General features: G+C 54.8%; 22 protein-coding genes, 2 tRNA genes and 1 pseudogene. 9 read left to right on the top strand and 16 right to left on the bottom strand.

The features are described 5' to 3' along the window. Positions 1-10: 10 nt before the first annotated feature. The 5 genes from kdpB to RX717_RS01960 form a co-directional block, all read right to left on the bottom strand. The gene (kdpB, locus tag RX717_RS01975) at positions 11-2,062 is read right to left on the bottom strand and encodes a potassium-transporting ATPase subunit KdpB (RefSeq protein WP_107631094.1); all 2,052 of its coding nucleotides are present in this window, start codon (positions 2,060-2,062) and stop codon (positions 11-13) included. A 16-nt stretch (positions 2,063-2,078) separates the two neighbouring features. Next, the gene (locus tag RX717_RS01970) at positions 2,079-3,848 is read right to left on the bottom strand and encodes a potassium-transporting ATPase subunit KdpA (RefSeq protein WP_054328177.1); all 1,770 of its coding nucleotides are present in this window, start codon (positions 3,846-3,848) and stop codon (positions 2,079-2,081) included. 33 nt (positions 3,849-3,881) lie between these two features. Continuing rightward, entirely contained in the window at positions 3,882-3,959 is a 78-nt protein-coding gene (gene kdpF / locus RX717_RS15880; protein WP_107632145.1) for a K(+)-transporting ATPase subunit F, read from the bottom strand. A 267-nt stretch (positions 3,960-4,226) separates the two neighbouring features. Next, positions 4,227-6,911 carry a sensor histidine kinase gene (locus tag RX717_RS01965; RefSeq protein WP_107631095.1) on the bottom strand — a complete coding sequence of 895 codons (2,685 nt, stop codon included), beginning with the start codon at positions 6,909-6,911 and terminating at the stop codon, positions 4,227-4,229. Positions 6,912-7,883: 972 nt separating this feature from the next. Further along, on the bottom strand, positions 7,884-8,069 hold the full coding sequence (locus RX717_RS01960; RefSeq protein WP_316960530.1) for a hypothetical protein: 186 nt from the start codon (positions 8,067-8,069) through the stop codon (positions 7,884-7,886). Positions 8,070-8,121: 52 nt separating this feature from the next. Here RX717_RS01960 and RX717_RS01955 point away from each other — a divergent pair, with 52 nt between their 5' ends. Then, positions 8,122-8,316 (top strand): helix-turn-helix transcriptional regulator, encoded by a 195-nt coding sequence (locus RX717_RS01955; RefSeq protein ID WP_316960529.1) that lies wholly within the window; start codon positions 8,122-8,124, stop codon positions 8,314-8,316. A gap of 671 nt (positions 8,317-8,987) precedes the next feature. Further along, on the top strand, positions 8,988-9,182 hold the full coding sequence (locus tag RX717_RS01950) for a hypothetical protein (protein ID WP_054328173.1): 195 nt from the start codon (positions 8,988-8,990) through the stop codon (positions 9,180-9,182). Positions 9,183-9,304: 122 nt separating this feature from the next. Here RX717_RS01950 and RX717_RS01945 read toward each other — a convergent pair whose 3' ends face one another. The 7 genes from RX717_RS01945 to RX717_RS01915 all read right to left on the bottom strand — a co-directional run bounded on the left by RX717_RS01945 (position 9,305) and on the right by RX717_RS01915 (position 17,841). Beyond that, positions 9,305-10,408 carry an NAD(P)-dependent alcohol dehydrogenase gene (locus RX717_RS01945; RefSeq protein WP_107631096.1) on the bottom strand — a complete coding sequence of 368 codons (1,104 nt, stop codon included), beginning with the start codon at positions 10,406-10,408 and terminating at the stop codon, positions 9,305-9,307. A gap of 88 nt (positions 10,409-10,496) precedes the next feature. Then, entirely contained in the window at positions 10,497-12,443 is a 1,947-nt protein-coding gene (locus RX717_RS01940; protein ID WP_107631097.1) for an oxidoreductase, read from the bottom strand. Between the two features lie 124 nt (positions 12,444-12,567). After that, a complete protein-coding gene (locus RX717_RS01935; protein ID WP_107631098.1) occupies positions 12,568-13,353 on the bottom strand; it encodes an SDR family oxidoreductase in 786 nt (261 codons plus the stop codon). Positions 13,354-13,442: 89 nt separating this feature from the next. Then, positions 13,443-14,417 (bottom strand): transketolase family protein, encoded by a 975-nt coding sequence (locus RX717_RS01930; RefSeq protein ID WP_054328321.1) that lies wholly within the window; start codon positions 14,415-14,417, stop codon positions 13,443-13,445. Between the two features lie 6 nt (positions 14,418-14,423). After that, entirely contained in the window at positions 14,424-15,284 is an 861-nt protein-coding gene (locus tag RX717_RS01925; RefSeq protein WP_054328322.1) for a transketolase, read from the bottom strand. 24 nt (positions 15,285-15,308) lie between these two features. Then, positions 15,309-16,373: a zinc-dependent alcohol dehydrogenase gene (locus RX717_RS01920; RefSeq protein ID WP_054328323.1), complete on the bottom strand. Its 1,065-nt coding sequence runs from the start codon at positions 16,371-16,373 to the stop codon at positions 15,309-15,311. Between the two features lie 34 nt (positions 16,374-16,407). After that, the gene (locus RX717_RS01915; RefSeq protein WP_107631099.1) at positions 16,408-17,841 is read right to left on the bottom strand and encodes an MFS transporter; all 1,434 of its coding nucleotides are present in this window, start codon (positions 17,839-17,841) and stop codon (positions 16,408-16,410) included. Positions 17,842-18,236: 395 nt separating this feature from the next. Between RX717_RS01915 and RX717_RS01910 the strand changes: the two genes are divergently transcribed. The 7 genes and pseudogenes from RX717_RS01910 to RX717_RS01880 all read left to right on the top strand — a co-directional run bounded on the left by RX717_RS01910 (position 18,237) and on the right by RX717_RS01880 (position 22,636). Continuing rightward, positions 18,237-19,148: a helix-turn-helix domain-containing protein gene (locus tag RX717_RS01910; RefSeq protein WP_054328325.1), complete on the top strand. Its 912-nt coding sequence runs from the start codon at positions 18,237-18,239 to the stop codon at positions 19,146-19,148. A gap of 284 nt (positions 19,149-19,432) precedes the next feature. Further along, positions 19,433-19,915, top strand: coding sequence for a hypothetical protein (locus RX717_RS01905; RefSeq protein ID WP_316960528.1), 483 nt, complete (start codon positions 19,433-19,435; stop codon positions 19,913-19,915). A gap of 111 nt (positions 19,916-20,026) precedes the next feature. Next, complete coding sequence (locus RX717_RS01900; RefSeq protein WP_107631102.1) at positions 20,027-20,374, top strand: hypothetical protein; 348 nt, start codon at positions 20,027-20,029, stop codon at positions 20,372-20,374. Between the two features lie 223 nt (positions 20,375-20,597). Continuing rightward, positions 20,598-20,834 carry a hypothetical protein gene (locus tag RX717_RS01895; protein ID WP_159068090.1) on the top strand — a complete coding sequence of 79 codons (237 nt, stop codon included), beginning with the start codon at positions 20,598-20,600 and terminating at the stop codon, positions 20,832-20,834. Between the two features lie 243 nt (positions 20,835-21,077). Then, complete coding sequence (locus tag RX717_RS01890) at positions 21,078-21,308, top strand: helix-turn-helix domain-containing protein (protein WP_107631103.1); 231 nt, start codon at positions 21,078-21,080, stop codon at positions 21,306-21,308. 144 nt (positions 21,309-21,452) lie between these two features. Beyond that, positions 21,453-21,896: pseudogene (locus RX717_RS15875) on the top strand (N-terminal phage integrase SAM-like domain-containing protein); the annotation flags it as partial. A 239-nt stretch (positions 21,897-22,135) separates the two neighbouring features. After that, the gene (locus RX717_RS01880) at positions 22,136-22,636 is read left to right on the top strand and encodes a tyrosine-type recombinase/integrase (protein WP_107632146.1); all 501 of its coding nucleotides are present in this window, start codon (positions 22,136-22,138) and stop codon (positions 22,634-22,636) included. Between the two features lie 143 nt (positions 22,637-22,779). On the opposite strand, the gene RX717_RS01875 is transcribed toward RX717_RS01880, so the two are convergent. The 4 genes from RX717_RS01875 to RX717_RS01860 form a co-directional block, all read right to left on the bottom strand. Next, positions 22,780-22,870: transfer RNA gene (locus tag RX717_RS01875), tRNA-Ser, on the bottom strand. A 33-nt stretch (positions 22,871-22,903) separates the two neighbouring features. Continuing rightward, a tRNA-Ser gene (locus RX717_RS01870) sits at positions 22,904-22,992 on the bottom strand. 105 nt (positions 22,993-23,097) lie between these two features. Beyond that, positions 23,098-23,451 (bottom strand): arsenate reductase family protein, encoded by a 354-nt coding sequence (locus RX717_RS01865; RefSeq protein ID WP_054328331.1) that lies wholly within the window; start codon positions 23,449-23,451, stop codon positions 23,098-23,100. Continuing rightward, a complete protein-coding gene (locus tag RX717_RS01860) occupies positions 23,452-24,294 on the bottom strand; it encodes a hypothetical protein (protein ID WP_107631105.1) in 843 nt (280 codons plus the stop codon). It abuts the gene before it with no gap. Positions 24,295-24,349: the final 55 nt, after the last annotated feature.

Below are 24,349 nucleotides of genomic sequence, written 5' to 3'. Positions count from 1 at the left end.
CAAAGCCTCCTTAGAAACCAATGAGGGTCAGCAGCGGGTGGATCAGGATATCAATGATCTTGATGCCCACGAACGGGGCGATGATACCGCCGACGCCGAAGATCAGCATATTGCGTGCCAGCAGCTTGCCTGAGGACATCGGGCGGTATTTAACGCCCTTCATCGCCAGCGGAATGAGGCAGGGGATAATGATCGCGTTGAAGATCAGTGCGGAAAGAATCGCGCTGTATGGCGAAGCCAAATTCATGATGTTCAGCACGCCCAGCTGCGGGATCGCCTGCATAAACATGGCAGGGATGATGGCGAAGTACTTGGCAATATCGTTTGCAATGGAGAAAGTGGTCAGCGAGCCGCGGGTGATGAGCAGCTGCTTGCCGATCTCGACAACTTCGAGGATCTTGGTCGGATCAGAGTCCAGATCGACCATGTTGGCCGCTTCTTTTGCAGCGGTCGTACCGGAGTTCATCGCAAGGCCTACGTTCGCCTGCGCAAGCGCCGGGGCGTCATTCGTGCCGTCGCCGGTCATAGCAACGATCTTGCCTTCAGACTGTTCCTTTTTGATGAGCTTGATCTTGTCCTCCGGCTTGCATTCTGCCACAAAGCCGTCAACACCGGCTTCCTTGGCAATGGTCGCCGCAGTCAGCGGGTTGTCGCCCGTACACATGATGGTCTTGATACCGATGGCGCGCAGGCGCTCGAAGCGCTCGACCATGCCTGCCTTGACCGTATCCTTCAGGTAGATGACGCCGAGGATTCGGTCGTTCTCGCAAACGACCAGCGGCGTGCCGCCGAGGGACGAGATCTGGTTTACCTGCTCATGCAGGTCGGACGGGATCTTGCCGCCCAGATCCTTGATGTACTGCTCGATGGCGTCGGACGCACCCTTGCGCACCTTGGTGCCGTCCGGCAGGTTGACGCCGCTCATGCGGGTCTGTGCAGTAAACTCGAGGAACTCGGAGCCTGGGGTCTCCTCGCTCGCGTCGCCGAGACGGCGCGCCAGCTCAAGCGTGGACTTGCCCTCCGGCGTCTCGTCGTGCAGGCTGGTCAGTGCAGCGCAGCGGATCAGCTCCTCGCGCTTCGCGCCGCCTACCGGATAGAAATCCGCAGCGAGACGGTTGCCGTAGGTGATGGTACCAGTCTTGTCGAGTATCATGGTATCAACGTCGCCGCAGGCCTCGACCGCCTTGCCGGACATGGCAATGACGTTAAAGCGGGTGACGCGGTCCATGCCCGCGATGCCAATGGCGGACAACAGGCCGCCGATGGTGGTCGGGATCAGGCAGACCATCAACGCGATCAGCGTGGACATCTGGATCTGGACGCCGGAGTACAGGCCGATCGGGTAGAGCGTTACGATAACGATCAGGAAAATGATGGTCAGCGAAACAAGCAGTGTGTTCAGCGCGATCTCATTCGGGGTCTTTTTGCGGGACGCACCCTCAACCAGCGCAATCATGCGGTCGAGGAAGCTGTTGCCTGGTTCAGAGGTAATGCGGATCTTCAGCCAGTCGGAAACAACGGTCGTGCCGCCTGTTACCGAGCAGAAGTCGCCGCCCGACTCGCGGACAACCGGAGCGGACTCACCTGTGATGGCGGATTCATCGACCGACGCAATGCCCTCGATAACCTCGCCGTCGCCCGGGATGATCTCTCCCGCGGAAACCATGACGACATCGCCTTTTTTGAGTTCGCTGGACATAACGTCCTTGGTCGAGCCGTCTTCCTGCAGCAGATGCGCCAGCGTATCCTTCTGCGTCTTGCGCAGGCTTGCCGCCTGTGCTTTGCCGCGGCCCTCTGCTACGGACTCGGCGAAGTTCGCGAACAGCACGGTAATCAGCAGGATAACTGCAACGATGATATTGTAAATGCGGGCGTTTGCCGACGTGTCTCCAAACAGTCCGGGCACGAAAGACAAAAGCAGCGAGATGAGAAAGCCGATTTCAACCACGAACATGACGGGATTCTTCATCATGTAACGCGGATTCAGCTTGGTAAAGGAGCCGATGATTGCCTGACGCAGGATCTCGGGCGTCACCAGCTTCTGATTCTTTTTTTTGCTCATAGTTCCATTCTCCTCCTTAACTCCACAGCGTCAGGTGCTCTGCGATGGGGCCCAACGCCAGCGCAGGTAAGAAAGTCAGCGCAGCAAAAATATAAACAACAAATACCAGAATAATGGCAAACGACAGTGTGTCGGTATGCAGCGTGCCGGTAGATTCACTGACAAAGCGCTTTTTCATCAGCGAGCCTGCAATAGCCAGCTGGATTACAATGGACAGATAGCGGCCAAAGAACATCGCAAGGCCGGCTGTAATATTCCAGAAATAAGTATTATCTGCCAGACCTTCAAAGCCGGAACCATTATTCGCGGCGGAGGATGCGTATTCATACAGCACCTGACTCAGGCCATGATAGCCCGGATTGGTGATGCCCTCCATACCGCCCGGCGTTGCAACCGCCAACGCGGAAAACGCCAGAATCAGCATCGGATGGATGATGATGCACAATGCAGTGAGCTTCATCTCACGGCCTTCGATTTTCTTGCCGAGGTATTCCGGGGTACGGCCGATCATCAGGCCACAGATGAATACCGCAAGGATTGCGTACATAATCATGTTCATCAGGCCGACGCCCTTGCCGCCGAAGACGACGTTCAGCATCATATGCAGCAACGGGATCATGCCGCCGAGCGGGGTCAGCGTATCATGCATGTTGTTGACCGTACCGGTTGTGAACGAGGTGGTCGTGGTCGTGAACATCGCGGACTGCGCGATACCGAAGCGCACTTCCTTGCCCTCCATGCTGCCCATCGACTGGTTCAGGCCGGCGTTTGCAAGCGCCGGGTTACCCTGACTTTCCGCCCAGAAGCATACCGACAGGCCGATGATGAAGATGAGGCCCATTGCAAGGAAAATGCTGCGGCCCTCGCGGCCATAGATGCGCGCAGTCAGGCTGCGGCCCTCGTTCAGGGCAGGCGCGGTGACGCTGTTCTGGCCAGCCGCTTCCATTGCCGCCTGCTTGCGGTCACGCACCATCTTACCAAAGGTGATAACACAGGCGCCCGGCATGAGCATCATGGAGTAAAGCTCGATCAGGTTGGACAGGATGGTCGGGTTCTCCAGCGGTGTTGTCGAATTCGCGCCGAGGAAGCCGCCGCCGTTCGTACCGAGGTGCTTGATGATCTCAAGCGCCGCGATCGGACCCATTGCGATGGTCTGGAAGGTGCCTTCGATAGTTTCGACAACGACATTCGCATCAAAGTTCTGCGGAACGCCCTGCCAAACCAGCAGCAGGCCGCCAACAACCGAGAACGGGATCATAATGCGGGTTGTGATGCGCACCAGATCCGCGAAGAAGTTGCCGACGTTGTCCTTTGTCTTGCCGGCGAGGCCGCGGATAAACGCGACGCAGGCGGCGTAGCCGCTCGATGCGGAGACGAACATCATAAAGATAATGACCAGCATCTGGGAGAGATAGCTCAGGCCGCTCTCACCCGAGTAGTGCTGCAGGTTGGTGTTCGTCATAAAGCTAATGATCGTGTTAAACGAAAGGGTCGGCTCCATGCCTTCAATCCCGTTCGGATTGAACAGCCCGATAGACTGGATGCGCAGGATCAGGTATCCGATGAACACCATGACCGCGTTTGTGCCAACCAGCGCAAGCGCGTATTGTTTCCAGTTCATCCCTTTCTTCGGATCGACCCCGCCGATACGGTAGATGACACCGTCTACGCGGTCAAACACCGGATCGGCAAATGTATGAGCCCCTATGGAAATATGGTACATATACCGTCCCACAGGGATGACGATGATCAAAAAAATGATAATCGTCAAAAGCAATTGAAGCATTGCTGGTTCCTCCTTTTCTTTTATCTCCCGGAATCAAAATTTCTCCGGATGCACCAGCGCATAGACAAGGTATGCGCCCAGCAGCAGGACAACAAGTCCGATCAACAGCATACTCACAGGTTTATTCCCCCTTATTCATCGTTCTCGACTTGCTTGCCGCACCATTTGATCAGCAGCCACACCAGACCGAAACAGGCCAGAAGCGTTGCAACCATCAAACAATCCATCATGGTTTATTTCTCCTTTCTGCATCACGCGCCCGCTGCCAACAGCCAGTGCAGCTGGCAGGCTTTTTATTTTGCTTCCATAGGATAATACAGCAAAATATAATAAGCGGGGATTAAGAAAACCGGGCCGGCATTAACAAGAAATAAATATTCATCCAATCCGGATTTCCGGCCTTTCTGTCCGATCCGTCCGGAAAACCGGAAGCGTAAATTGAAAAATTGTGCCGGTGGGGCGGTTATCCGATATCGTTAATTGTCCCCCGTGCAGCGAAACAATTGACTGGCAGAGGCCCAGACCGATCCCCAGCCCCCTCTGGCAGTCGGCTTTTCCCTGGCCGACCGTATAAAACATATCAAACAAATGCTTTTTCGCTTCCTCCGGAATACCCGGCCCGTCATCCGCTACGATGATATGCGCCATATCGTCCTTCCTGTATCCACGCAAGGTGATGTTGGAGCCTTTTGGCGTATACTGGATCGCATTATCCATCAGATTCACGAGTACTCGCTCGACCAGCTGTGCATTCACCGAAACCATGAGCATCGGGTCATCCATCTGCACGGCAATATGATGATCCGCCAGCCTCCTGCCCAGCCGGGATACCGCCGAGCGGAACAGATCATCCAGCAGCTCGGGCGTCATTTTGAAGTTCTCCTTATCCGTCTCCAGCTGCGTGGCAACCAACAGGTTTTCTGTCATGTTGATAAGCCAATTGGTGTCGTCATGGATCAAAGTATACAGTTTTTTTCTGGATTCCCGAGGCAGCTTGTCCTCATTTTGCATCAAAATGCTCGCGCTACCGTTGATGTTGGTAAGAGGCGTCCGTAAATCATGGGAAACCGCACGAAGCAGGCTGGCCTGCAGCCGCTCTTTCTGCGTCTGGAGGGCGGCCCTGTTTTTCTCCTCTTCCAGCCGGATTCTTTCCTGGCTAAGGCCGCATTCGCTCAGGAGAGCGATCATCAGGTTCTTCTCAAAGGCATCCGGAACCGAGTACCCCACAACCGGGATGCCGACGATTCCCATGACACCCTGCGATCCGCGCACGGATAAAAACAGCCATTTGGAGTTCGGCAGCGTATTGGTCGTCGCGCCCCCATGCTTATTGTTTTTTTGCACCCATCCGGCAACGGCCATCTCCTCTGCGCTTAGCTCCGCCAAGGTTCTCTCTTCATCTGCCGGTTCAATCCGGAACACGAGCTCCTTGCCCGATTCACTCAAAGCGTAAAGAATCGGGCGGTCGAACAGACGGTTCAATTGCTCAGCCGTCAGTCTCAGGCAGTCCCACTCGGTACGTCCTTGCTGTAATTTCTGGCTGCTTTCCAGAAGCAGTTCCGTATAATAACCTTTTTGCGCAGCAAGGCGCGCCTGCTCTTTCACCCTGCTTGCGAGCGAGCTGGCAATCATGCTGGAAAAAAGCATGATTATAAATGTTACCGGATAGCTTGGGTCGTTCACCTGAAAGGTGAGCTGCGGCTCTGTGAAAAAGTAATTAAACGCCGCAACACTGAAAAAGGAACAGGCCGCGCCATAAATGTGGCTGCCGGTCCAGACTGCGGCTATCAGCACGCCCAGAATGTAGACTGTTATAATATTCGACTCACTGAAGCCCGCGTTATAAAACAAGGCTCCTACCATGGTAGAAACCAGCAGGCACAGGAGTATGCTCCCCGTGCTTTTCCATGTAAACCGTTCTTTGGGCATTCGGGACTTATGAAATGTTTTTTTGTAGAGCGGCTGCCGGTCCGGAATAATATACACATCCAGATCTGTCAGCTCAATCAGGCGGTCCGCCAACCCTTTTCTGCCGAGCAGCGGATTCTGCCGGTGATTCATCCGCCCCATCACAATCTTAGTGATGCCGCTGACCCTTGCATATTCCGCAATCTGTTCCGCCGGATCAGCGCCATACACGGTCGCAATCTGCGCCCCCAGCTGCTCTGCAAGCCTGAGATTGCTCCGCAGGCGTTTAATATTTTCTCCCGATAGCTCTTTTGTTCCCGGGGTTTGCACAAAGAGCGCGGTAAATCCGCTGTGGAACGCATCCGCCATCCGCGCCGCAGTACGGATTACCTTCGCATTGGATGGCGCCGAGGAAAGGCAAAGCAGAATATGTTCCCCTGCCCTGGCTGATTTTTCTTTTCCCTCATGCAGTGCGGCGCGGTTGAGCTGATCCGCCGTCCTGCGCATGGCGATCTCGCGCAGCGCGGCCAGATTTTCCGTTGTGAAAAAATGGCTCAACGCCCGTTTTGCCTGACGCTCCCGGTATACTTTCCCCTCCTCCAGGCGCTTGACCAACGCTTCCGGCTCAATGTCCACCAGTTCAACCTGATTGGCACGGTCAAATACATGGTCAGGAATGCGTTCGTTTACCATCACCCCTGTGATTGAAGACACCAGATCGTTCAGCGATTCCAGATGCTGGACATTGACCGTAGTATAGACATTGATCCCCGCCTGCAGAAGCTCCTCTACATCCTGATACCGCTTGGTATGGCGGCTGCCCGGTGCGTTATTATGCGCCAGCTCATCTACCAGAATCAGCTGAGGCTTCCTCTGCAGCGCGCGGTCCAGATCCAGTTCCTTCAGTGTGATCCCCTTGTATGCAATCTCTTTATTGGACAGGGTTTCCAGACCCTCCAGCAGCGCCAGCGTATCCGGCCGTGCATGCGGTTCCACATAACCCACGACAACGTCAATGCCTTCCCGCTGCGCCTGATGGGCTGCTTCCAGCATTGCATAGGTTTTTCCCACACCTGCCGCATAGCCAAAAAAAATTTTTAATCGGCCCTGCTTTGCCGGCAGATCCCGGCCGGATGAAACAGTTCCCTTTTCCATATGTCCCCCTCCTTTATAAAGCGCGTATTCTCTCGTGCAAAATATAAATATCATCCCTCACCTTACGGAAAGATAAAGAAAATCCAATTTGTATTAAAACTGTATAAAGCCCACTTCCAAATACATCCATATCAGCCGATGCCCCTCCATCTCGATCACAGATTGCTGTGCTGCGGAGATGATAGGGGCAGAGCCAACGCATTTTACAAACAGGTAAAGCGCTTTGTCCCTGCCCTATACATCGTGGTGTTATTCCTGATATGGTCATACAATGCGACACTATGTTCCGACATTCATATCCGCAGCGGGCGGTTGAACTCCTATTGGCATTGTATTACGCTATCGTCACAGCACAAACTCGCTCTTACAATCCTGAGGCATAGATACTTCTACGTCACCAAAATTCATCCACATCGTTTTCCGCTGTATTCATTTCGGCTGTTATCTTCTGTATCCTCCTTATATGAAGTCTATAACCCACCGTGTCATTTCCATCTCGCTAAAATGGGAAAGAACATGGTCTGGCATATCCCAATTCTCAGATATGCCATCACACCATCTGATATATGATTTTAGTGCAATAAATAATTGAAAAGCACATGCGGATATTTCTCATCTACGCAACTGCAGCCACAGCATCGGTACTGCTTCACTTTTTCAGCCACGCTTCAAAAGCATCCAGAGAGATTTCCCCATTCCGGCACGCATCCCGATGCTTTTTCGCCTCTGCCGTCCATGCATTGAATTTTCCCGCGTCATCGTGCCGTAGCGGATGCAGGCGTTGTGCGTCTTGTAAGCACGGTTTTAGGCGCGGGGGATCGGGTTTCCGAGCAGCTTTTTCTGGTAGACACACGCGGCACCAGCATCCCGGCAGGTCTTGCTTTTTCATATTCGTGCGAACAGAGGGTAAGCGCATCGGTGTACGTTTCCAGATCTCCCAGTACCGGCGGTAAATATCCTCCGTTTCCGGGCTCAGGCAATCGAACAGAAGCGTTGCACATCTGTCCTGATCTTGTCCAGCTCATCGCGGAAATCAGTGGCAATCGAAGGAGCAATATTGTAGAAGCTTTTGACAAGCAGCGGCGCAAGCTGCATAACCAGCAGATAGAGAAAAGGATTATCCACACATGCTGGAAACGGAACAGGAGTTCGTTCCATTCCCCATGTTTTCCTCTCCTGCCTGTTCCCTCTGCAAAAAGAGGGGATGAATATGAAACGGATGGCATATGAGGACTATTCTGACGTGCCGAACGCCGAGCAGCTTGCCGCACTGCTTGGCATCTCGCGCGCGAGCGCGTACCAGTTGATGAATGGCGCAGACTTCCCCACGCTCCACATCGGCAAACGTAAATTGGCGCCCAAAGACAAAGTCCTTGCATGGGTAGACCGGCAGACCATGCCATGACCACGCAAGCGGAATTCAGCGTTTTCCGAACTTTTGGCGGCTTTTCGGCCCCGCGGTTTTGCTTCCAGGTCCAGCGGTAATTTGGCCGAAAGCACACCTTTCTTCCCATAAACCGAAAGTGCCGAAAAGGTGTACTTTTACAGGCGCTGTAAGGTTATAAATACCGCACCAAGAAGTTGTTAAACAGAAATGGCTTGCAACAAGTAAGAATTATAGCAGTGTAAAGGTAAGAGATGACAGTGCGCGTCTGCTCACTGCCGGAAGAAAAGACCGCGTTCCTGTGCTGGAGGCATCACGGAAATACCAACGGCCATGATTCTGAGCGGAGGTGATGTGTATGGCAGCTTTTCTCTGTCCCAAAGCTGAAGCCATAGCAAAACCGCAGTTTTATCACACCTCCGGCATCGGAACATTGAAACTTAACTGATTGGCGTCGCGTAATTGGACGGCCGTGATATATCGCAGCTTTGTAAAGAGTTGCAGCAATATAGCGCGGAGATCCAACTGACTACATGGAGCTTTCGCGAAGTCTTTTGCTATCTGCTCGAAGCGAAAGGTTACAGTGAAAAAGAACTTTGCAAAAAATGTAACCTTGCAATTGCTTGTTATGCTCTTTATCGGCATAGGATTCAGTATAACGGTATCTGAGTATCTGTTGGGACTGAGAGGGTATGGCACTCAGCAAACGAAATCTTGTCCACCTTGCTTACCGCTACTTGATCGAGAACCACCAGGGTATCCCGATCGAGGATGCAAATAAGCTCCTGACAGAACTGTTCAAGGGAACGCATACATCGCTTGACAGGATATTGTTGGGACCCAAGGGATACATACCCGACAACGACCAGACAGGTAAGAAGAAGTAAGAATGCGGCAATAAATGGAGGGATGCTTCATAAAGCATCCCTCCATTTTCTATACATATTTCTATTATCAACAAGCGCGCCCCATCTATGCGTGCCGTGATTCTAACGCCCAACAGGATTTCCTACAGCATCTTCAATACCGCCTTGATGCACTTGCCGGAGCCGGACTCCTCAAACGCTTCGTTGATCTGCTCGAACGGATAGAACTTGATCAGTTTATCAAACGGGAACATGCCCTTTTTGTAGTAGTCGAGCAGTTTGGGGATGAACAGCTTGGGAATGGCATCGCCCTCGACAATGCCGATCAGGCTCTTGGCGTCGCCCATCAGCTCGGCCTGGATGTTGAACGTCACGTCGCCGGTTGCGCCGAGCACGACCGCCGTACCCATGAAGCGGCAGGACGCCAGGGCTTTCTTGACAAAATCGGGTACGCCCGACGTGTCGATGGCATAATTGACACCGCCATCTGTGATTTCATTTTTGATTGTACCCACGATGTCGTCGACTTCCTTGCGGTTGATGGTGTGGGTCGCGCCCAGCTCTTTTGCCAGCTCCAGGCTCTTCGGGTTGCCACCTACCGCAATAATCGTTTCACAGCCCGCGATCTTGGCAGCCATAATCGCACTCATGCCGACCGTACCGCAGCCAAACACCGCTATGGACGAGCCGAACTCCGGCCGCAGGCGGTTGAGCACAGCGCCTGCACCGGTCTGGATGCCGCATCCCATCGGCCCGACGAGCGCAAGGTCGATATCGTCGTACTGCACCTTGACCGCGCTGGCTTCGTTGACGACCACATGAGTCGCAAACGAGGACTGGCCGAAAAACGTAGCCAGCGGCGTACCATCCAGCGCAGACAGGCGCGACGTGCCATCCGGCTGCACGCCGCCGAAGTTGATGGCGTTGAAGTTCTCGCACGCGTGCTGGTGGGCGGTCATGCAGTTGTGGCAGCGGCCGCAGTAGCCGAACGATATGCCCACCTTGTCCCCAGGCTGGAATTCCGTGACCTCGGGGCCGACCGCCTCGACGACGCCGCAGCCTTCATGGCCGAGCACTGCGGGCAGTGGGACCGGAATGACCTGCTGGCGGGCTGCGTCGTCGGTGTGGCATACGCCGCAGGCGGTGATCTTCACCAGGATTTCATGCTTCTGCGGGGCGGCCAGCTCGACTTCCTCGATCTGGAACGGCGCGCCGGGCGCGTGGGTAACGGCAGCTTTGATTTTCATGGAGTGGTCCTCCTCGTATCAGGATAAAAATGGAATTTCCAAAGGCCCGCGGGGCGCGGACCAAGGATGCGGGGATAGGCGCGGCGGTTCAAATATCGAGCGCGCGGTAGTAGCCGTCCGTGACCGCGTCCACGACGCGGCCGGCCCTGATGCAGTCGCCGATCTCGAACACACGCGGCGCGGCGTTGTAGAAGCTTTCCGCGCACACGCGGTCAGCCTTCATGCCCGCGGCGAGCAGAATGGTGTCCGCTTCCAGCAGCCTTTCGCCGTTCGGGCTGTCGCACAGCAGGCCGGCGTCGGTTACGGCCTTTGCGGTGGTGTTTACATGGATGCGGATGCCGCTGTTCCGCATATAGATCTTCATAGCGTTCTTGTGCATGAAGTAGGAGTCCGCAGCCCAGTCGTCCTTCATCTCCACAATGGTCACGTCCTTGCCCAGACCGTCCAGATAGATCGCGCACTCGCTGCCCACCAGACCGCCGCCCAGGATGACCACCTTTTGACCGATGGCAGGGTCCTTCTGGTGCAGCGCGTCCAGGGTAACGACCTTCGTACTGTCGATGCCCGGGATGGGCGGCACGATGGGCTTCGCGCCCACGGCGGCGAGGATGACGTCGGCCTGCAGCGCCTCGGCCTGTTCCGCGGTCAGAGCGGTGTTCAGGCGCACATCCACGCCTGCTTCGCGCAGCCGGCCCTCGAGCACCTGCACGAAGCGGTACATGTCCTGCTTGAACGGGATGTACTGCTCGGAGAGCAATTGCCCGCCCAGACGGCTGTTTTTCTCATACAGCGTGACCGTGTGGCCGCGCTGGGCAGCCGTGATGGCGGCGTACATCCCGCCTGGGCCTCCGCCGACGACCACGACCTTTTTGGGCGTTGTCGCTGGCGCGCCGTAAAAGCTCTCCATCTCGCGGCCGACGATGGGGTTGAACGCACAGCAGAACGTGCGGTTGGTCAGATAATTGTAGAAGCAGGTGAAGCAGCGGCAGCAGCGGGTGATATCGTCCTTGCGGCCGGAGAACGCCTTTTCCGGAAAATAGGGGTCGCAGATCGACTGGCGGGCGATCTCGATGATGTCCGCCTTGCCGGAAGCGATGATCTCCTCCATCATATCCGGATCGTTCAGCCCGCCCAGTGTCGCTACCGGCGTTTTGACATGCTTTTTGATCTCCTCAGCCAGGTAGACGTTGCAGCCGTGCTCGACAAACATTGAGGGATGGGTCAGTACGAACACGTCAGGGTCCTCGTGTACGCCGGCGGAAACATGGATGATGTCCACCTTGCCGTCGATGGCCTTGGCCATCGCAATGCCCTCGTCCAGCCCGTATCCGCCCTCGGTCAACTCAGCGCCGCTCATGCGGAATTCGATCGGGAACTGGTCGCCCACCGCCTCGCGCACTTTCTCGATCACGAGCAGGGGGAAACGCATGCGGTTCTCCAGACTGCCGCCCCAGCGGTCGGTGCGGTGGTTCATGGACGGCGACATAAACTGCCCCAGCAGCCAGCCGTGGCCGCCGTGGATCAGCACCATGTCAAAGCCCGCCTGCTTGACCAGCGCGGCCGCGCGGCCGAAAGCCTCGGCGGTGTGGACGATCTCGTCCTCGGTCATACTGCGCACCGGCAGGCCGTCTGGGTTGACTTCATCGTTCGGGCCGAGCGCATACCGCTCGGCTGCCTGCCCATGCCCTCGGGCGTTAGCGTACTTGCCGCCGTGCGCCAGCTCCATGACCGCGTTGCAGCCATGGCGGTGCATAGCCTTGGCCGCCTCCTTGAGCGAAGGGAGCGAGCCTACGTCGTACAGCGCGACCTCCTTGGTGTGCGTGCGGCCCACTGCGTCCACAATGCCCAGGCCGATGGCCACGCTGGCCAGGCCGCCCCGCGCCCGGTTTTCATGGAACGCCACGTCCTCTTTGCGCATATGGCTGTCCGGATCCATCTCCGGATTGGACATCGGCGCGCCCAGGATCCGGTTTTTGAACGTCAGCCCCTTGATGGTCAGCGGGCTTGCCAAATGGGGGTAATATTTATTCTGCATAGCCGAGATCAATCCTTTCCAAAATCCGGTTTGCCGCGCCGCCCAGCAGCGCGGATAGCGGAAAACCGGTTTTACGGCATCGCTCCGTAAAACCGATTTCCCAAAGCATTTTTATTGTATCCTGTTAAAGCACGGTGAAGAAACCGCCGTCCACATTGATGTCCACACCGTTCAAGTAATCCGATGCACGGGAGGCCAGGAACACCATGGTACCCATCAGGTCGTCCAGCTCGCCCCAGCGCCCGGCTGCAATGCGGTTTGTGATCTTATTGTAAAACGCAGGGTCTTTACGCAGCTCTGCGTTGACCTCGGTAGCGAGGAAGCCGGGGCAGATCGCATTGGTCTGGATGTTGAACCGCCCCAACTCGTTGGCAAAGTTGCGGGTAATGCCGATGACACCGTGCTTAGCCGCGGTATAGGGCGGGCACTTAGCGTCCGAGGTATAGCTGAGCGCGGAACCGATGTTGATGATCTTGCCGCCGCCCTTCGCCTTCATGATGTGCGCCACCTCTTTGGACAGGTAATAGACCGCATTGAAGTCCAGGTTGATGCACATTTCCCAGTATTTATCCGGGTAATCGTCGAAATCGTGGAAAGCGCTCGCGCCCGCGTTGTTGACCAGAATATCGATGCGTCCGTACTGCTTCATGCATTCGTCTACGCAATCCTTGCGGTATGCCTTGTCGGTCAGGTCACCGCGCAGGAAATGCACCTGCCGGCCTTCCTTTTCAATCAGCGCCTTGATTTCGGAAACATCCTCGGTGAAGTGCGGGATAAACAGGTCGGCGCCGGCCTTGGCGAATGCAACCGCATACGCCATCCCAAGGCCCTGGTTTGCACCGGTGACCATAGCGATCTTCCCGTCCAAGCGGAACCAATCCATATTGAACTTATCCAATGGGTTCGACATATTAACTTTCCTTTCTGCGGCAGGCCGCACGATATGAGGGAGGCGGGACGCGCACAGCATCGCGCGCCCCGCAGCGTGCATGGTTCGGTTTATTTTGCAAGGTGCAGCATGCGTTCGAGTGCCTCGACTGTACCGTCGCGATCCATATGGTAGTAGTGGTAAATCGCATCCACCGAGCCGAGCACAGCGAACTCATCCGGCATGCCGACGCGCTTGAAGTTGCCCTTGTAGCTCGATTCGCACAGCACTTCCGCTACCGCGCCGCCCAAGCCGCCGTTGATGGAGTGGTCCTCTACGGTGACGATATTGCCGGTCTTCTGCGCAACGCGCAGGATCGCATCCGTATCGAGCGGCTTGATGGTGTGCATATCCAGGATGCCGATGCTCGCGCCATGCTTTTCCTTCATCGTTTTGGCCGCCATCAGGCATTCATACAGGTTGGAACCGCAGGAGATGATATAAGCGTCCGTGCCCTCCATGGTTTCGATCGCCTTGCCGATGGTCAGTTCATAATCCTCGGCGTAGACGTTGGGCGAGCCTGCACGGTCGATGCGAATGATCATCGGGCCGACAAAATCCATCGACTGGCGGATGAACTTGCAGCACTGGTTGGCGTCCGCCGGCACAACGACCGTCAGGTTCGGGATAGCGCGGTAGAGCGCAAGGTCCGCGATGTCGTTATGGGTCGGGCCGCCGCCCGCGGTCACGCCCGAGTGCGTGCCGATCAAACGGACGTTGACGTCGTTGTAGGCGATGTCCGTGTGGATCTGGTCGGCTGCGCGCAGCGGCAGGAACGGACCAAACACCTGGGAGAACACGGTGCAGCCGGAGAGCGCAAGGCCGGCGGACGCGCCCACCTGATCGGGCTCGGCGATACCGAAGTTAAAGCAGCGCTCGGGGAATTCCTTCAGCAGCTTGCCCGCCGAGGAGGACGGTGCGACATTGTCCGAATAGGTGAAAACGAAATCCTTACCCTCGCAGGCCATCTTGTAAAGCTCCTCGCCGTAGGCTTCACGGGCGTTGGAGAGCATCATATCAAAATCGTACGTTGTTTTCGCTGCCATAAATCATCACGCCTTTCTCATTTTTGCAACGTCTGCGAGCGCAATCTTGAGGTCTTCCTCGCCAATACCGCCGCCGTGCCATTTGTGGTTGCCTTCCATGAAGGAAACGCCCTTGCCCTTTATCGTATTGGAGATAATAAAGGTCGGCTTGGCTTCCTTGGAATAATCGAGCGGGGGCAGCTGGTCGAGCGCTGCGCACACCTGCGCCATGTCGTTGCCGTCCTCTATTTCAATGACATTCCAGCCGAACGCGCGCACCTTGTCGGCAACCGGGTCGATATTCATGATCTGGCGGGTGTTGCCGGTCATCTGGAGCTGGTTTTTATCCAGGATACACACCAGGTTGTTGAGCTTGTAATGGCCGCCCGACATCAGCGCTTCCCAGTTGGTGCCTTCGTCGAACTCGCCGTCGCCGATCATGACGATAACGCGGTAGTTTTCCTTGCGGTAGCGCGCTCCGAGCGCATAGCCGACCGCGATCGGCAGGCCATGGCCGAGCGAGCCAGCGGAAACCTCGATCTGCGGGCACTTCTTGCGGTTGGAGTGCATGCCGAACTTGTAGGTATCCAAGCTTTCAAAGTGCTCTACCATGTAGTCCTGCGTATAGGCGCCCTGATCGGAGAAGATCGTATACAGGGTTTCCGAGCAATGGCCCTTGGACAGGATGAAGCGGTCGCGGCCCTCCTTGTGCGGGTCCATCACGTCGTAGTTCAGGTACTTGTAGTACAGCGCGACTGTCATTTCCACGATGGACAGCTCGCCGCCCAGATGTCCCATACCGATGCGGTAAATGAAGTTGAGCAGATTGGAGCGGATGTCTACACACTTGTCCTCCAGCTCCGTGATGGTTTGCAGTTTAACACTCATTTTGTCTCATCCTTTCCGTTTGGCTTATTCGCCTTCAAATTTGTTGCAGCGAATGAGGATCTTGGGGTATTTACTGGTCAGATGCATGGCGAATGCCGCTTCCACGTCGTCAATGTCATACACCTGCTCGTCTGATGTAAACGCGGACAGGTCGACATACTTGAGGTATTCTGCGGTGCGCTCGAAGTTGAAGTGCGCGCAGTACATGCCGGTGACGTTGACCTGGCGCATGTAGGAGTATTCAAACAGGTTGAGCGGCAGTTCGTAATCGGTCGGGAACTGGGCGACATACAGCAGGTTTGCATATTTCGACGTACATTTCAGCACCGTTTCCGCCGCGCTCGGCACCGCCGAGCACTCGATAATGACGTCGTAGCCCAGGCCGTTCGTGATCTCCATGGCCCGCTCGTACACATCTTCGGTGATCGGGTTGATGATATGCTCCACGCCGATCTTTTTTGCCAGCTCGCAGCGGCTTTCAACCGGCTCGGACAGGGTCAGCTCGGCCGCGCCGAATTTGGCCGCCAGCTGTGCGCACAGCTGGCCGATCGGGCCGCCGCCCGAGATCAGCACGCGCTTGCCGACCTGCATGCCCGCCTTGTCCATGGCGCGCACAGCGATGGAGAGCGGCTCCATTAGGCTGCCTTCCCGCAGGCTGACGCCGTCGGGCAGCTTGCAGACCTGGGATTCGTTCCAGACAACGTATTCGGCCATGCACGGCTCGTTGCCGACATCCGTACAGTATTCCGGGTGGCCGATCGAGCACTGGTAGCACTTGCCGCAGTAGCCGAGGAAGTTACCGCCAACCCGGTCGCCGACCTTGAGACCCTTCGCCGTGGCATTCTTGCCCAGCTTTTCGATCACGCCAGACATCTCATGGCCGATGCCGAACGGTGCGTCCTCGGGTTTGTTGAAGCAGCCGTCCACCACATGCGGGTCGCTGCCGCAAATGCCGCAATAGGCTACCTTGATCAGCACTTCGTCGTCCTTCAGCTCCTTGATGGGCATATCGACGATGCCGACTGTGCCGCGGGTTTCCGGGTTCGGGTCCTTCATGTTGCCCACTCGGGTTGCGCATACAACTTTCATAGCTTAATATCTCCTCTCTGTGTTCCAATACGGTTTATTTTACTGCCTTCTGCGCTTCGCGCGTTTCGTTGCGCCCGGCAATTTCCTTTTGGATCTGGCTGATTTTCTCTTCGTTCAGGTGATAGAACAGGCCGTAGACCAGCATAGCTACCACAACCGCTGCCAGCGGCAGGAGCGTGGTCATCATGCGGATTGCGCTCAGAGTTGCTTCGTTCTGCGCCTGGTTTGCGACATAGCCGGTCGCTTCCAATACCGCAGTCGGCAACGAGCCGCCGATGATCATGGAGAATTTGATGCCCAAGCCGACCAGCGTCATGACAATCGCGGTATAGCGCTTACCGGTTTTCCAGTCGGCGTATTCCACCGGGTCGGTGATGACCGACCAGCAAATGCCCATCAGGATGCCGTAGCCATAGCCGGTGATCGCACGGGAGACCATCATGCCGGTGATGGCGGTGGTCGGCATCAGGTACAGCATCAGGCAGCCGATGCCCGCAATCGCAAGGCCGAACATAACCGTGCCCTTTTTATGCAGGCGCTTGACCAGGAACGGTACGCACGGCACGCCAATAACTGAAAATAGCATCATGATCATGGAAAACCAGGAAAGCATATCGCCGCGGTTTGCGTAATAATTGATGTAGTACGCGCCCATTGTGGACTGCACTTGGCTCATGGTGTAAACGCCCAGGAACAGGATAAAGGTGACGAATACCGGACCAACACGGAACAGAAGGTAAAAGACATCCTTGATGTTGGCCTTGTTGTTCGGGTCAACCGGCTGGGGCGGGATGCGTTCCACGATCTGGCTCGAGCCCCACAGCAGGATGACGACCATGATAATGGCCATGATGATCGTGGTAACCATGTAGCCCTGCGCCAGCGTCATATACTTCGAGAAGAAACCGGACAACTCGGGCAGCATGATTGCGCATACAACGCCGCCGACCTGCGCGAGCGTCATGCGGGTCGATTGCAGGCGGGTGCGCTCGCTCTGGTCGTTTGTCATCAGGGACGCCGCGGAAATGTACGGCTGGATGATAAAGGTGTACAGCATATTCAGCAGGTTATAGGTGACCAGCGCCCAGACGATCTTCAGGCCATAGCTCAGATTCGGGGTAGTATACGTCAGGACAGCAGCCAGGCCGAACGGAACTGCGCCCCAACGGATGTATACCCAGTACTTGCCCTTCTTCGGCTGGAGGCGTTCGCAGATCGTGCCCATCATCGGGTCGTTAATTGCGTCCCAGATACGTGATACCGCAAAAATAATGGCGACATGGCCGGGCTGCAGCCCAAAGATATCAGTGTAAAAATAGCTGATGTATAGCGCAATACACTGGAACACCAGATTCATCGCAAAATCAATCGAGGAATAACCCCATACTTCTTTTTTCGGCAACTTGTAATAGCCAAACTGGGAGGACGTTTTTGCCCAGCTTGCAGGATCCTTGGGATTGTTGTTCATAGCAGACGTTTACCTCCTCTTTTTCTTTTTTTAGACCGCCGTATCTCCCTGCCCTCCTTCCTTCTGCCCTGTGTGATTGTGGCTATATTGTACCGAGAGAATGGCCGGATTGGCAATTCCGAAAAGAGACATATCCACCAACAAACTCGTCTGTTAGATATGTGCATTTTATAGAATATGACAGATGCGTCTCGCTGCTATTGTGTATAAGTCACATAAAATACCGTATTTTCTGTTATTGTTTTAACATTGTGTCAAAAAGGGACATCATTTCAGAAATATCAGTCTTTTTTGAAACATTACTTTGCATAAATCCTGTTTTTTCACAGGGGAAAATATGATAAGATAGATAATAAAAAGTATGTACTCCGCGGATCTGAGGAAAGAGACAGCATATGAAATATCAGCAGAAGCGTTATCCGTTTTATAATCCCAATCTGGTTCGGATGTCGATGGGCACGTTGGACTTTGTGGTCAACTATGCGGACATGCTCGACCAGACCTGTGTGGAATTCCGGCATGTCCATGAATGCTATGAAATTTATTACTGTCTGAGCGGTATGCAGCATTTGATGATCGATGGACACCCCCATACTCTGGTCGGCGGCTCGTTTGCCGTCATCCCGCCCGGAATATACCATTACACACAATACGAACCGCTGCTGCTCAAGCAGTATGTGGTGTTTGTGTTCACGCCCCCAACGGTCAATTCGTTGAAAAGCCGCAGCAAAAGCACGCAATCCGAGATGGATTTCCTTTCCGCAGCACTCAAGTATTTTGATGAAAACACATATTTCATCTGCAAGGACCGGTATAAATCAGACAAAGTGCTCGCGCGGCTTGATGAGGAAATCAGTAGGGACCTGCCCGGCAAAGGGCAAATGATCAACGCGCTGTATCAGGAATATCTGATAAAGATATTCCGCAACATGGTCTCCACCGGCAAGGAGGAACCGGCAGCGGTTAATATGTCCAATATCAACATGGCAGTTGAAATGACAAAATACATGCACGCCAATTACAATAAAAATATTACCGTGCAGGATATCGCGAATGTCTTTTATGTTTCGCCGCGCCATATCAACCGTGTTTTTGAGGAGTATTTTGGACAAAGTTTTAAGCGTACGCTGAATATTTACCGTCTCAACTATGCAAAAAATTATCTGCTCGACACCAATTATCCGGTAGAACGCATTGCCGAACTGGTTGGTTTTTCCTCAGCAAAAACCCTGTACCAGCTTTTTAAAGAACATGAAGGAATGACTGTTTCTGAGTTCCGCGCAAAATGCAGGGAGTCGAAGCCATAACCGTATAGCAGACCTGCTCAACAAGGAGCGGTTTTATTCTTATGAGCCTTGCATAAACCGCGGGATTAACAATAGCTTTTCGGCTGCTATCACGCGTAACGCGGCTCAAGCATAGAAAGGGCCACGCACATGACATTGTGCGTGGCCTTTTCTATGCAAACCCGACAAATTTTATTTTCCTATTTACGCGCGGAATAGTGGAATTAAACGGAAGTTGCATCCATGCCCTTATCAGAAATAAGGCAGAAACTGCGGTAGCGGGCAGCTTTGAAGAATACGGTCATGTGCCTGAACCGCAAATCGAAAAAGCCCCGGAAATGTCCGCCCTGCTCGAAGGCATTGCAGCCGGTAAGGCGACCACGCAGATCATCCGCGAGAACCCCAGGCTGGCATTCCGGGTGAATGACATTGATACGCTGCGGCAGACGTTTCTTTCCGAGAAATACGCCGAACAAAACCGGGCGGTAGAAGTACAGTACATCTACGGCGCGACGGGTACGGGTAAGACCCGCGGCATCTACCAAAGGCACGGCGCACACGACATTTACCGCGTAACCAACTACCAAAACGGCAAAGGCGTCTCTTTCGACGATTATCACGGGCAGGATGTGATCGCGTTTGAGGAATCCACCTCGCAGCCCAATCGAGGTAATGCTCAATTTGCTGGATGTTTATCCTCCCATACTACCCGCGCGGTACAGCGACAAGGTCGCGTGCTTTACCAAGGTGTACATCACGTCCAACCTGCCGCTGAACCGGCAATATGAGACGGTGCAGCTCTGTCACCCTGACACATGGAAAGCATTCCTGCGCCGTATTCAGAGCTTTACCGAGTATCGGGAGGAAAAGCCGCCTATTACCCGAATGGAGGTGAATTTTTGAAGATGAACAGCAATAAACGCAGTCTGCTGGAAAAAGAAACGTATCGGAACTACATGCTCCTGATGTTCCGATACGGCCTCAGGGAGATCTGGACAGACCAGCACCGGCTCAAACTGCTTGTGCTCTATCTGCTGGCCGCACTGACCTTCAGCATCGTCCGCCCTTGGGACATTGCGTACAGCGGGCCGGATATGTTCGATGCGATCAGCCGGATCGCGTTCAGCCTCTGCTTCCCGATCCTTGTGTTTGGCGGGCTGGCAGTACTCATCATATGGGCTGGGACGCCCTCCAAGGCGAAAAGTATCCAGAACAACCTGCATTGGGCTGGTCAACCACGCCGGTGAAGTACCGCTGCTGGTTGCTGTCCGTCAGGATGAAACAGATGATGCACACAGCAACATCACGGTTCTCGAATTTCTCGCCTGCGGCGTCCCCAAATCCGTATGGGAACAGAAAAGCGCGGATATCGAAACCGCGCTGAATGTCCATGTCGCATATATTCAGGAGTGCGACGGTTAGCGCCGCATCCGGCCGTTTACTGTTCCTGACAAAAGCGGCCTGCCCAAGATGCTGCGATGGAAAGACGAATATCTGCAAAGCGGTTTCCCTGCCTGCCGGCTGGTGCTCGGTAAAAGCCTGCTGGGGACAGTCTCGCTCGACCTCAACCTGATCCCGCATGTGCTGCTGGGCGGCGGGACCGGTTCGGGCAAATCCGTTCTCCTCAAGTTGATTTGGCCGCAGCTGGCGCAAACACCCAAACTGCAAGCTAATCCTCGACCGCGACGCTTTGATAGCCTATCTTGACAGTGTATCTGAAAAGCTGGAACAGCGCAAGGATCTGCTCGGGAAGGCAGGGTGTACAAATACCTATGAGTATCACCGCCGTGAGACGCTCCCGATGGACTGCATTGTATTTGCGGTAGAAGATTCTGTACAGCACGGACGCGAGCGACCGGATTCTGCGCGACGCCCACGTCCGTTTCCTCACGGGTGACGGCACAGTATTTCAATCCTACTGGTTCGACGACACAAAGGAGGTTTTCTAAAATGGATAAGAGTACATACAGCGCACTCGAGCTTGCGATCCTGCTCGGTATCAGCCGCAGCGCGGCTTACAACCTGATGCACCGCGCGGATTTCCCGTCCTTCCGCATCGGCAAACGCCTACTGGTAAAGCGGGACAAGCTGATCGAACGGCTGGACGTGCAGGACAAAACAACCCATGGCTACCCTACCTGCTCCCAGACAGTGGCTGCTGATCGAATAAACAATAAATAGGCACACTGCAAACTGAGCTGCCCGAACATGGGCAGCCCTGCTTTTATGCAGAACAAGGAATATTTCATGTTATAGACTTAAATACCTTTTGTTCCTATAACATCAACCGAAACAGCATGTGTCGAAAAGGAGACTACAGTTATAATGGCACGCAAAAAGAAAAAACGAGAAACTGGTAGCGGAACAATTTATAAGCGTCCCGACGGACGGTGGATTGCGCAATATACCTCTATGCCCGATCCTGAAACCGGCAAACTGCTCCGCCATACGATCTACGGCAGGACACAGACACAACAGGAGGTCGCGGAAAGGCTGCGCGCGGCGACTTCAAGCATCGACAACGGCACGTTTCAGGAGCCGAACAAGCTCACGGTTGCCGAATATGCGGAAGAATATATGCAGAGCCATGTTTCCACGCTCGCGCCGTTTACCCAGCGGACGTATGAAAAGAACTTGCGGATTCATATTCTTCCCGCGCTGGGTAAAAAGAAGCTGACAGACCTGACGCATCGGGAAGTGCAGCGGTTCGCCGCGTCGCTTGGCGTGAACGGCAAAGGCTTAGCGCCCAAAACCGTGCATACCGTATTCGGGACGCTTCACGCTCTGTTAGCCGCCGCCCAGCGTGACGAGATCATTATCCGCAACGTCGCCGACAAATGCACCCTGCCTCGCGTTACGCAAAGCCGGGCAAAGGCAATCACTTCCTCGGAACTGTCCCGTTTCCTGAAAGCAGTCGAGGACGACGAGTTTTACAACATCTTTTTCCTCGATATCTTTTCCGGCATGCAACAGTCTGAAATCCTCGGCCTGCGCTGGGATGATATCCTGTGGGGGAAAAACAGCATTGTCATTCGACAGCAGTTGCAGCAGAAGCACGAGCGCGGTGCATTCGACTACTATCTCACCCCGCCAAAAGAAAACAAACAGCGGTGCATTGTGCTGCCGCAAGCGCCATCCGCATTTTGCGGAAGCAGCACCGCAAGCAGCAGGCGCAAAGGCTGCTCGCTGGTGAGCTGTGGGCTAATGCCTTTGATCTGGTGTTCACCAATGGCTTCGGCCGTCCGCTCAACCATCAGACGGTATATAAGCATCTGAAAAAGGCATTGCAATCCTGCGGTATGGAAAACTATACCTTCCATTCGCTTCGTCATTCATTCGCTACAATCTCGATTGAAAATGGCGACGACATCAAAACCGTGCAGACCAACTTGGGCCATTTCGCACCGGCATTCACGCTCAAGACCTATGCCCATGTCAGCAACCAAATGCAGCAGAGCAGCGCCGCCAGAATGGAGGAACTGATCGCCAGTTTGCCGGTGGCAAAATAGCCGCAAACCCGCACTGCGTCTGGCTTTGCAGACCCCATTGCAGTCAAGATTGCAGTATAGATTCTTGAAAACACCGAAAAAGTTCTAATATTCCCACACAAAAGAAAAATCGCACTTTTCCTCCTCAGAAAAGTGCGAAATTTTGGCGGAGACGGAGAGATTTGAACTCTCGCGCCGGTTTCCCGACCTACTCCCTTAGCAGGGGAGCCCCTTCACCAGCTTGGGTACGTCTCCATGTCAAGTTTGTAGCTTCCGCCATCAGGTATTTGGCGGAGCGGGTGGGATTCGAACCCACGCGCCCTTTCGGACAAACGGTTTTCAAGACCGCCTCGTTATGACCACTTCGATACCGCTCCGTAGCTTTGCCCGATAAGCATGATTGATTATACTACATCCATCGGTAAATGTCAATGCTTTTCTCGGCAGAAGCGCAGCTTTCCCACGCTTCTGCCAAAAATCCGTCAGCCTTCCAGCCGTTCCTGCCATTCTGCGGGCTTGAAGCCGGGCAGGGCAAAATCTGCCCCGACCAACAGCGGCCGCTTGACCAGCATGCCATCGGTCGCCAGCAGGGCGAACTGCTCGTCCTCGCTCATGGACGGCAGCTTGTCTTTCAGACCCAACGCCTTATACTGCAGACCGCTTGTATTGAAAAAGCGCTTGAGCGGTAACCCGCTCATCGCGTGCCACTGGCGTAGTTCCTGCTCGGTCGGCTTTTCCTGCTTGATATCACGGAACTGATATTCCACCCCCTTTTCCTCCAGCCACTTCTGCGCTTTCTGGCAGGTGGTGCATTTCGGATAACATACAAACAGCATTCAGGCTACCTCCTTTTCCATTTCCTGATGTCCAGCGGTCAATACAGAAAGTTCCGCCAGCAGCAGCAGCGCCGCTGCCACAGACAGGCCGCCGCGCAGTACCATTTTTGCGGGCCATGCCACGCCATGCACCCCCATTAGCCAAGACAGGCCATAGCCCGCCGCATCCGATACCGCCATCGTGACCGCAATCGCGCCAAAGAACGCCAGCATGGCCGGACGCGGTTTTCCGTACAGCAGCCGCGCCAAATGGTAAAACGCCAGAACCAGCAGGATATCGCCTACCAGTCCAAAGCCGAACGACGGGAGCTTGGGGTCCACGCAGGTCATGCGGTAATTGACGAGCAAATGTAGGCAGCTCCACAACAGGGGAACCAGCGTCAGCAATGCGGAATGGGATGTCATTTCCACGCCCTGCGCTTTCGCCAGGCCAATGCTGCAGAGGCCGGCGAGCACGGTTATGCCCGCGTAGGCAAGCTCCAATGCCTGCGCCCATCCGGCCGCGTCCTCCTCCACCGTAGTCATCGTGAGATAAAGGTATCCCACGCCGCCCAAAACCAGCAGCAGGCCGGAGATGACCGCCATCATCCGGAAACCCACGCCCTGCGTACCCAGCAGCTGCTCAAACGGCGTTTTCCGCTCCGCACGAAGCGGCGCCGCCATGGCCGCATAAGCGGCCGCGCACAGCAGGAAAAAAACAGCGCAGTACCAGACCCATGCGTTGCCGGTCACCGGCAGGCCGTTCCTGCTATCAAAACCGTTCAAAAAATGGAGCGCGCGCGCCACAACGCCGGGTACGCACAACACCACCGCAAAAACGGGCAGAAATTTGGATCGCTTCATTTCATTCCCTCCAGTTTGAACTTTAATATACGCAATAAGTATACCACAATACGGC

Source organism: Intestinibacillus sp. NTUH-41-i26, from assembly GCF_032769475.1.
GTDB lineage: Bacteria > Bacillota > Clostridia > Oscillospirales > Butyricicoccaceae > Agathobaculum > Agathobaculum ammoniilyticum.
The sequence above is the reverse complement of the archived record's forward strand: the minus strand, read 5'-3'. Positions and strand labels throughout refer to the sequence as shown.

Bases quoted from the DNA above. Each gene is read 5' to 3' on its own strand.
- kdpB (WP_107631094.1), bottom strand. From the start codon at position 2,062: ATGAGCAAAAAAAAGAATCAGAAGCTGGTGACGCCCGAGATCCTGCGT.
- RX717_RS01970 (WP_054328177.1), bottom strand. From the start codon at position 3,848: ATGCTTCAATTGCTTTTGACGATTATCATTTTTTTGATCATCGTCATC.
- kdpF (WP_107632145.1), bottom strand. From the start codon at position 3,959: ATGCTGTTGATCGGACTTGTTGTCCTGCTGCTGGGCGCATACCTTGTC.
- RX717_RS01965 (WP_107631095.1), bottom strand. From the start codon at position 6,911: ATGGAAAAGGGAACTGTTTCATCCGGCCGGGATCTGCCGGCAAAGCAG.
- RX717_RS01960 (WP_316960530.1), bottom strand. From the start codon at position 8,069: ATGGAACGAACTCCTGTTCCGTTTCCAGCATGTGTGGATAATCCTTTT.
- RX717_RS01955 (WP_316960529.1), top strand. From the start codon at position 8,122: ATGAAACGGATGGCATATGAGGACTATTCTGACGTGCCGAACGCCGAG.
- RX717_RS01950 (WP_054328173.1), top strand. From the start codon at position 8,988: ATGGCACTCAGCAAACGAAATCTTGTCCACCTTGCTTACCGCTACTTG.
- RX717_RS01945 (WP_107631096.1), bottom strand. From the start codon at position 10,408: ATGAAAATCAAAGCTGCCGTTACCCACGCGCCCGGCGCGCCGTTCCAG.
- RX717_RS01940 (WP_107631097.1), bottom strand. From the start codon at position 12,443: ATGCAGAATAAATATTACCCCCATTTGGCAAGCCCGCTGACCATCAAG.
- RX717_RS01935 (WP_107631098.1), bottom strand. From the start codon at position 13,353: ATGTCGAACCCATTGGATAAGTTCAATATGGATTGGTTCCGCTTGGAC.
- RX717_RS01930 (WP_054328321.1), bottom strand. From the start codon at position 14,417: ATGGCAGCGAAAACAACGTACGATTTTGATATGATGCTCTCCAACGCC.
- RX717_RS01925 (WP_054328322.1), bottom strand. From the start codon at position 15,284: ATGAGTGTTAAACTGCAAACCATCACGGAGCTGGAGGACAAGTGTGTA.
- RX717_RS01920 (WP_054328323.1), bottom strand. From the start codon at position 16,373: ATGAAAGTTGTATGCGCAACCCGAGTGGGCAACATGAAGGACCCGAAC.
- RX717_RS01915 (WP_107631099.1), bottom strand. From the start codon at position 17,841: ATGAACAACAATCCCAAGGATCCTGCAAGCTGGGCAAAAACGTCCTCC.
- RX717_RS01910 (WP_054328325.1), top strand. From the start codon at position 18,237: ATGAAATATCAGCAGAAGCGTTATCCGTTTTATAATCCCAATCTGGTT.
- RX717_RS01895 (WP_159068090.1), top strand. From the start codon at position 20,598: ATGCTGCGATGGAAAGACGAATATCTGCAAAGCGGTTTCCCTGCCTGC.
- RX717_RS01890 (WP_107631103.1), top strand. From the start codon at position 21,078: ATGGATAAGAGTACATACAGCGCACTCGAGCTTGCGATCCTGCTCGGT.
- RX717_RS01865 (WP_054328331.1), bottom strand. From the start codon at position 23,451: ATGCTGTTTGTATGTTATCCGAAATGCACCACCTGCCAGAAAGCGCAG.
- RX717_RS01860 (WP_107631105.1), bottom strand. From the start codon at position 24,294: ATGAAGCGATCCAAATTTCTGCCCGTTTTTGCGGTGGTGTTGTGCGTA.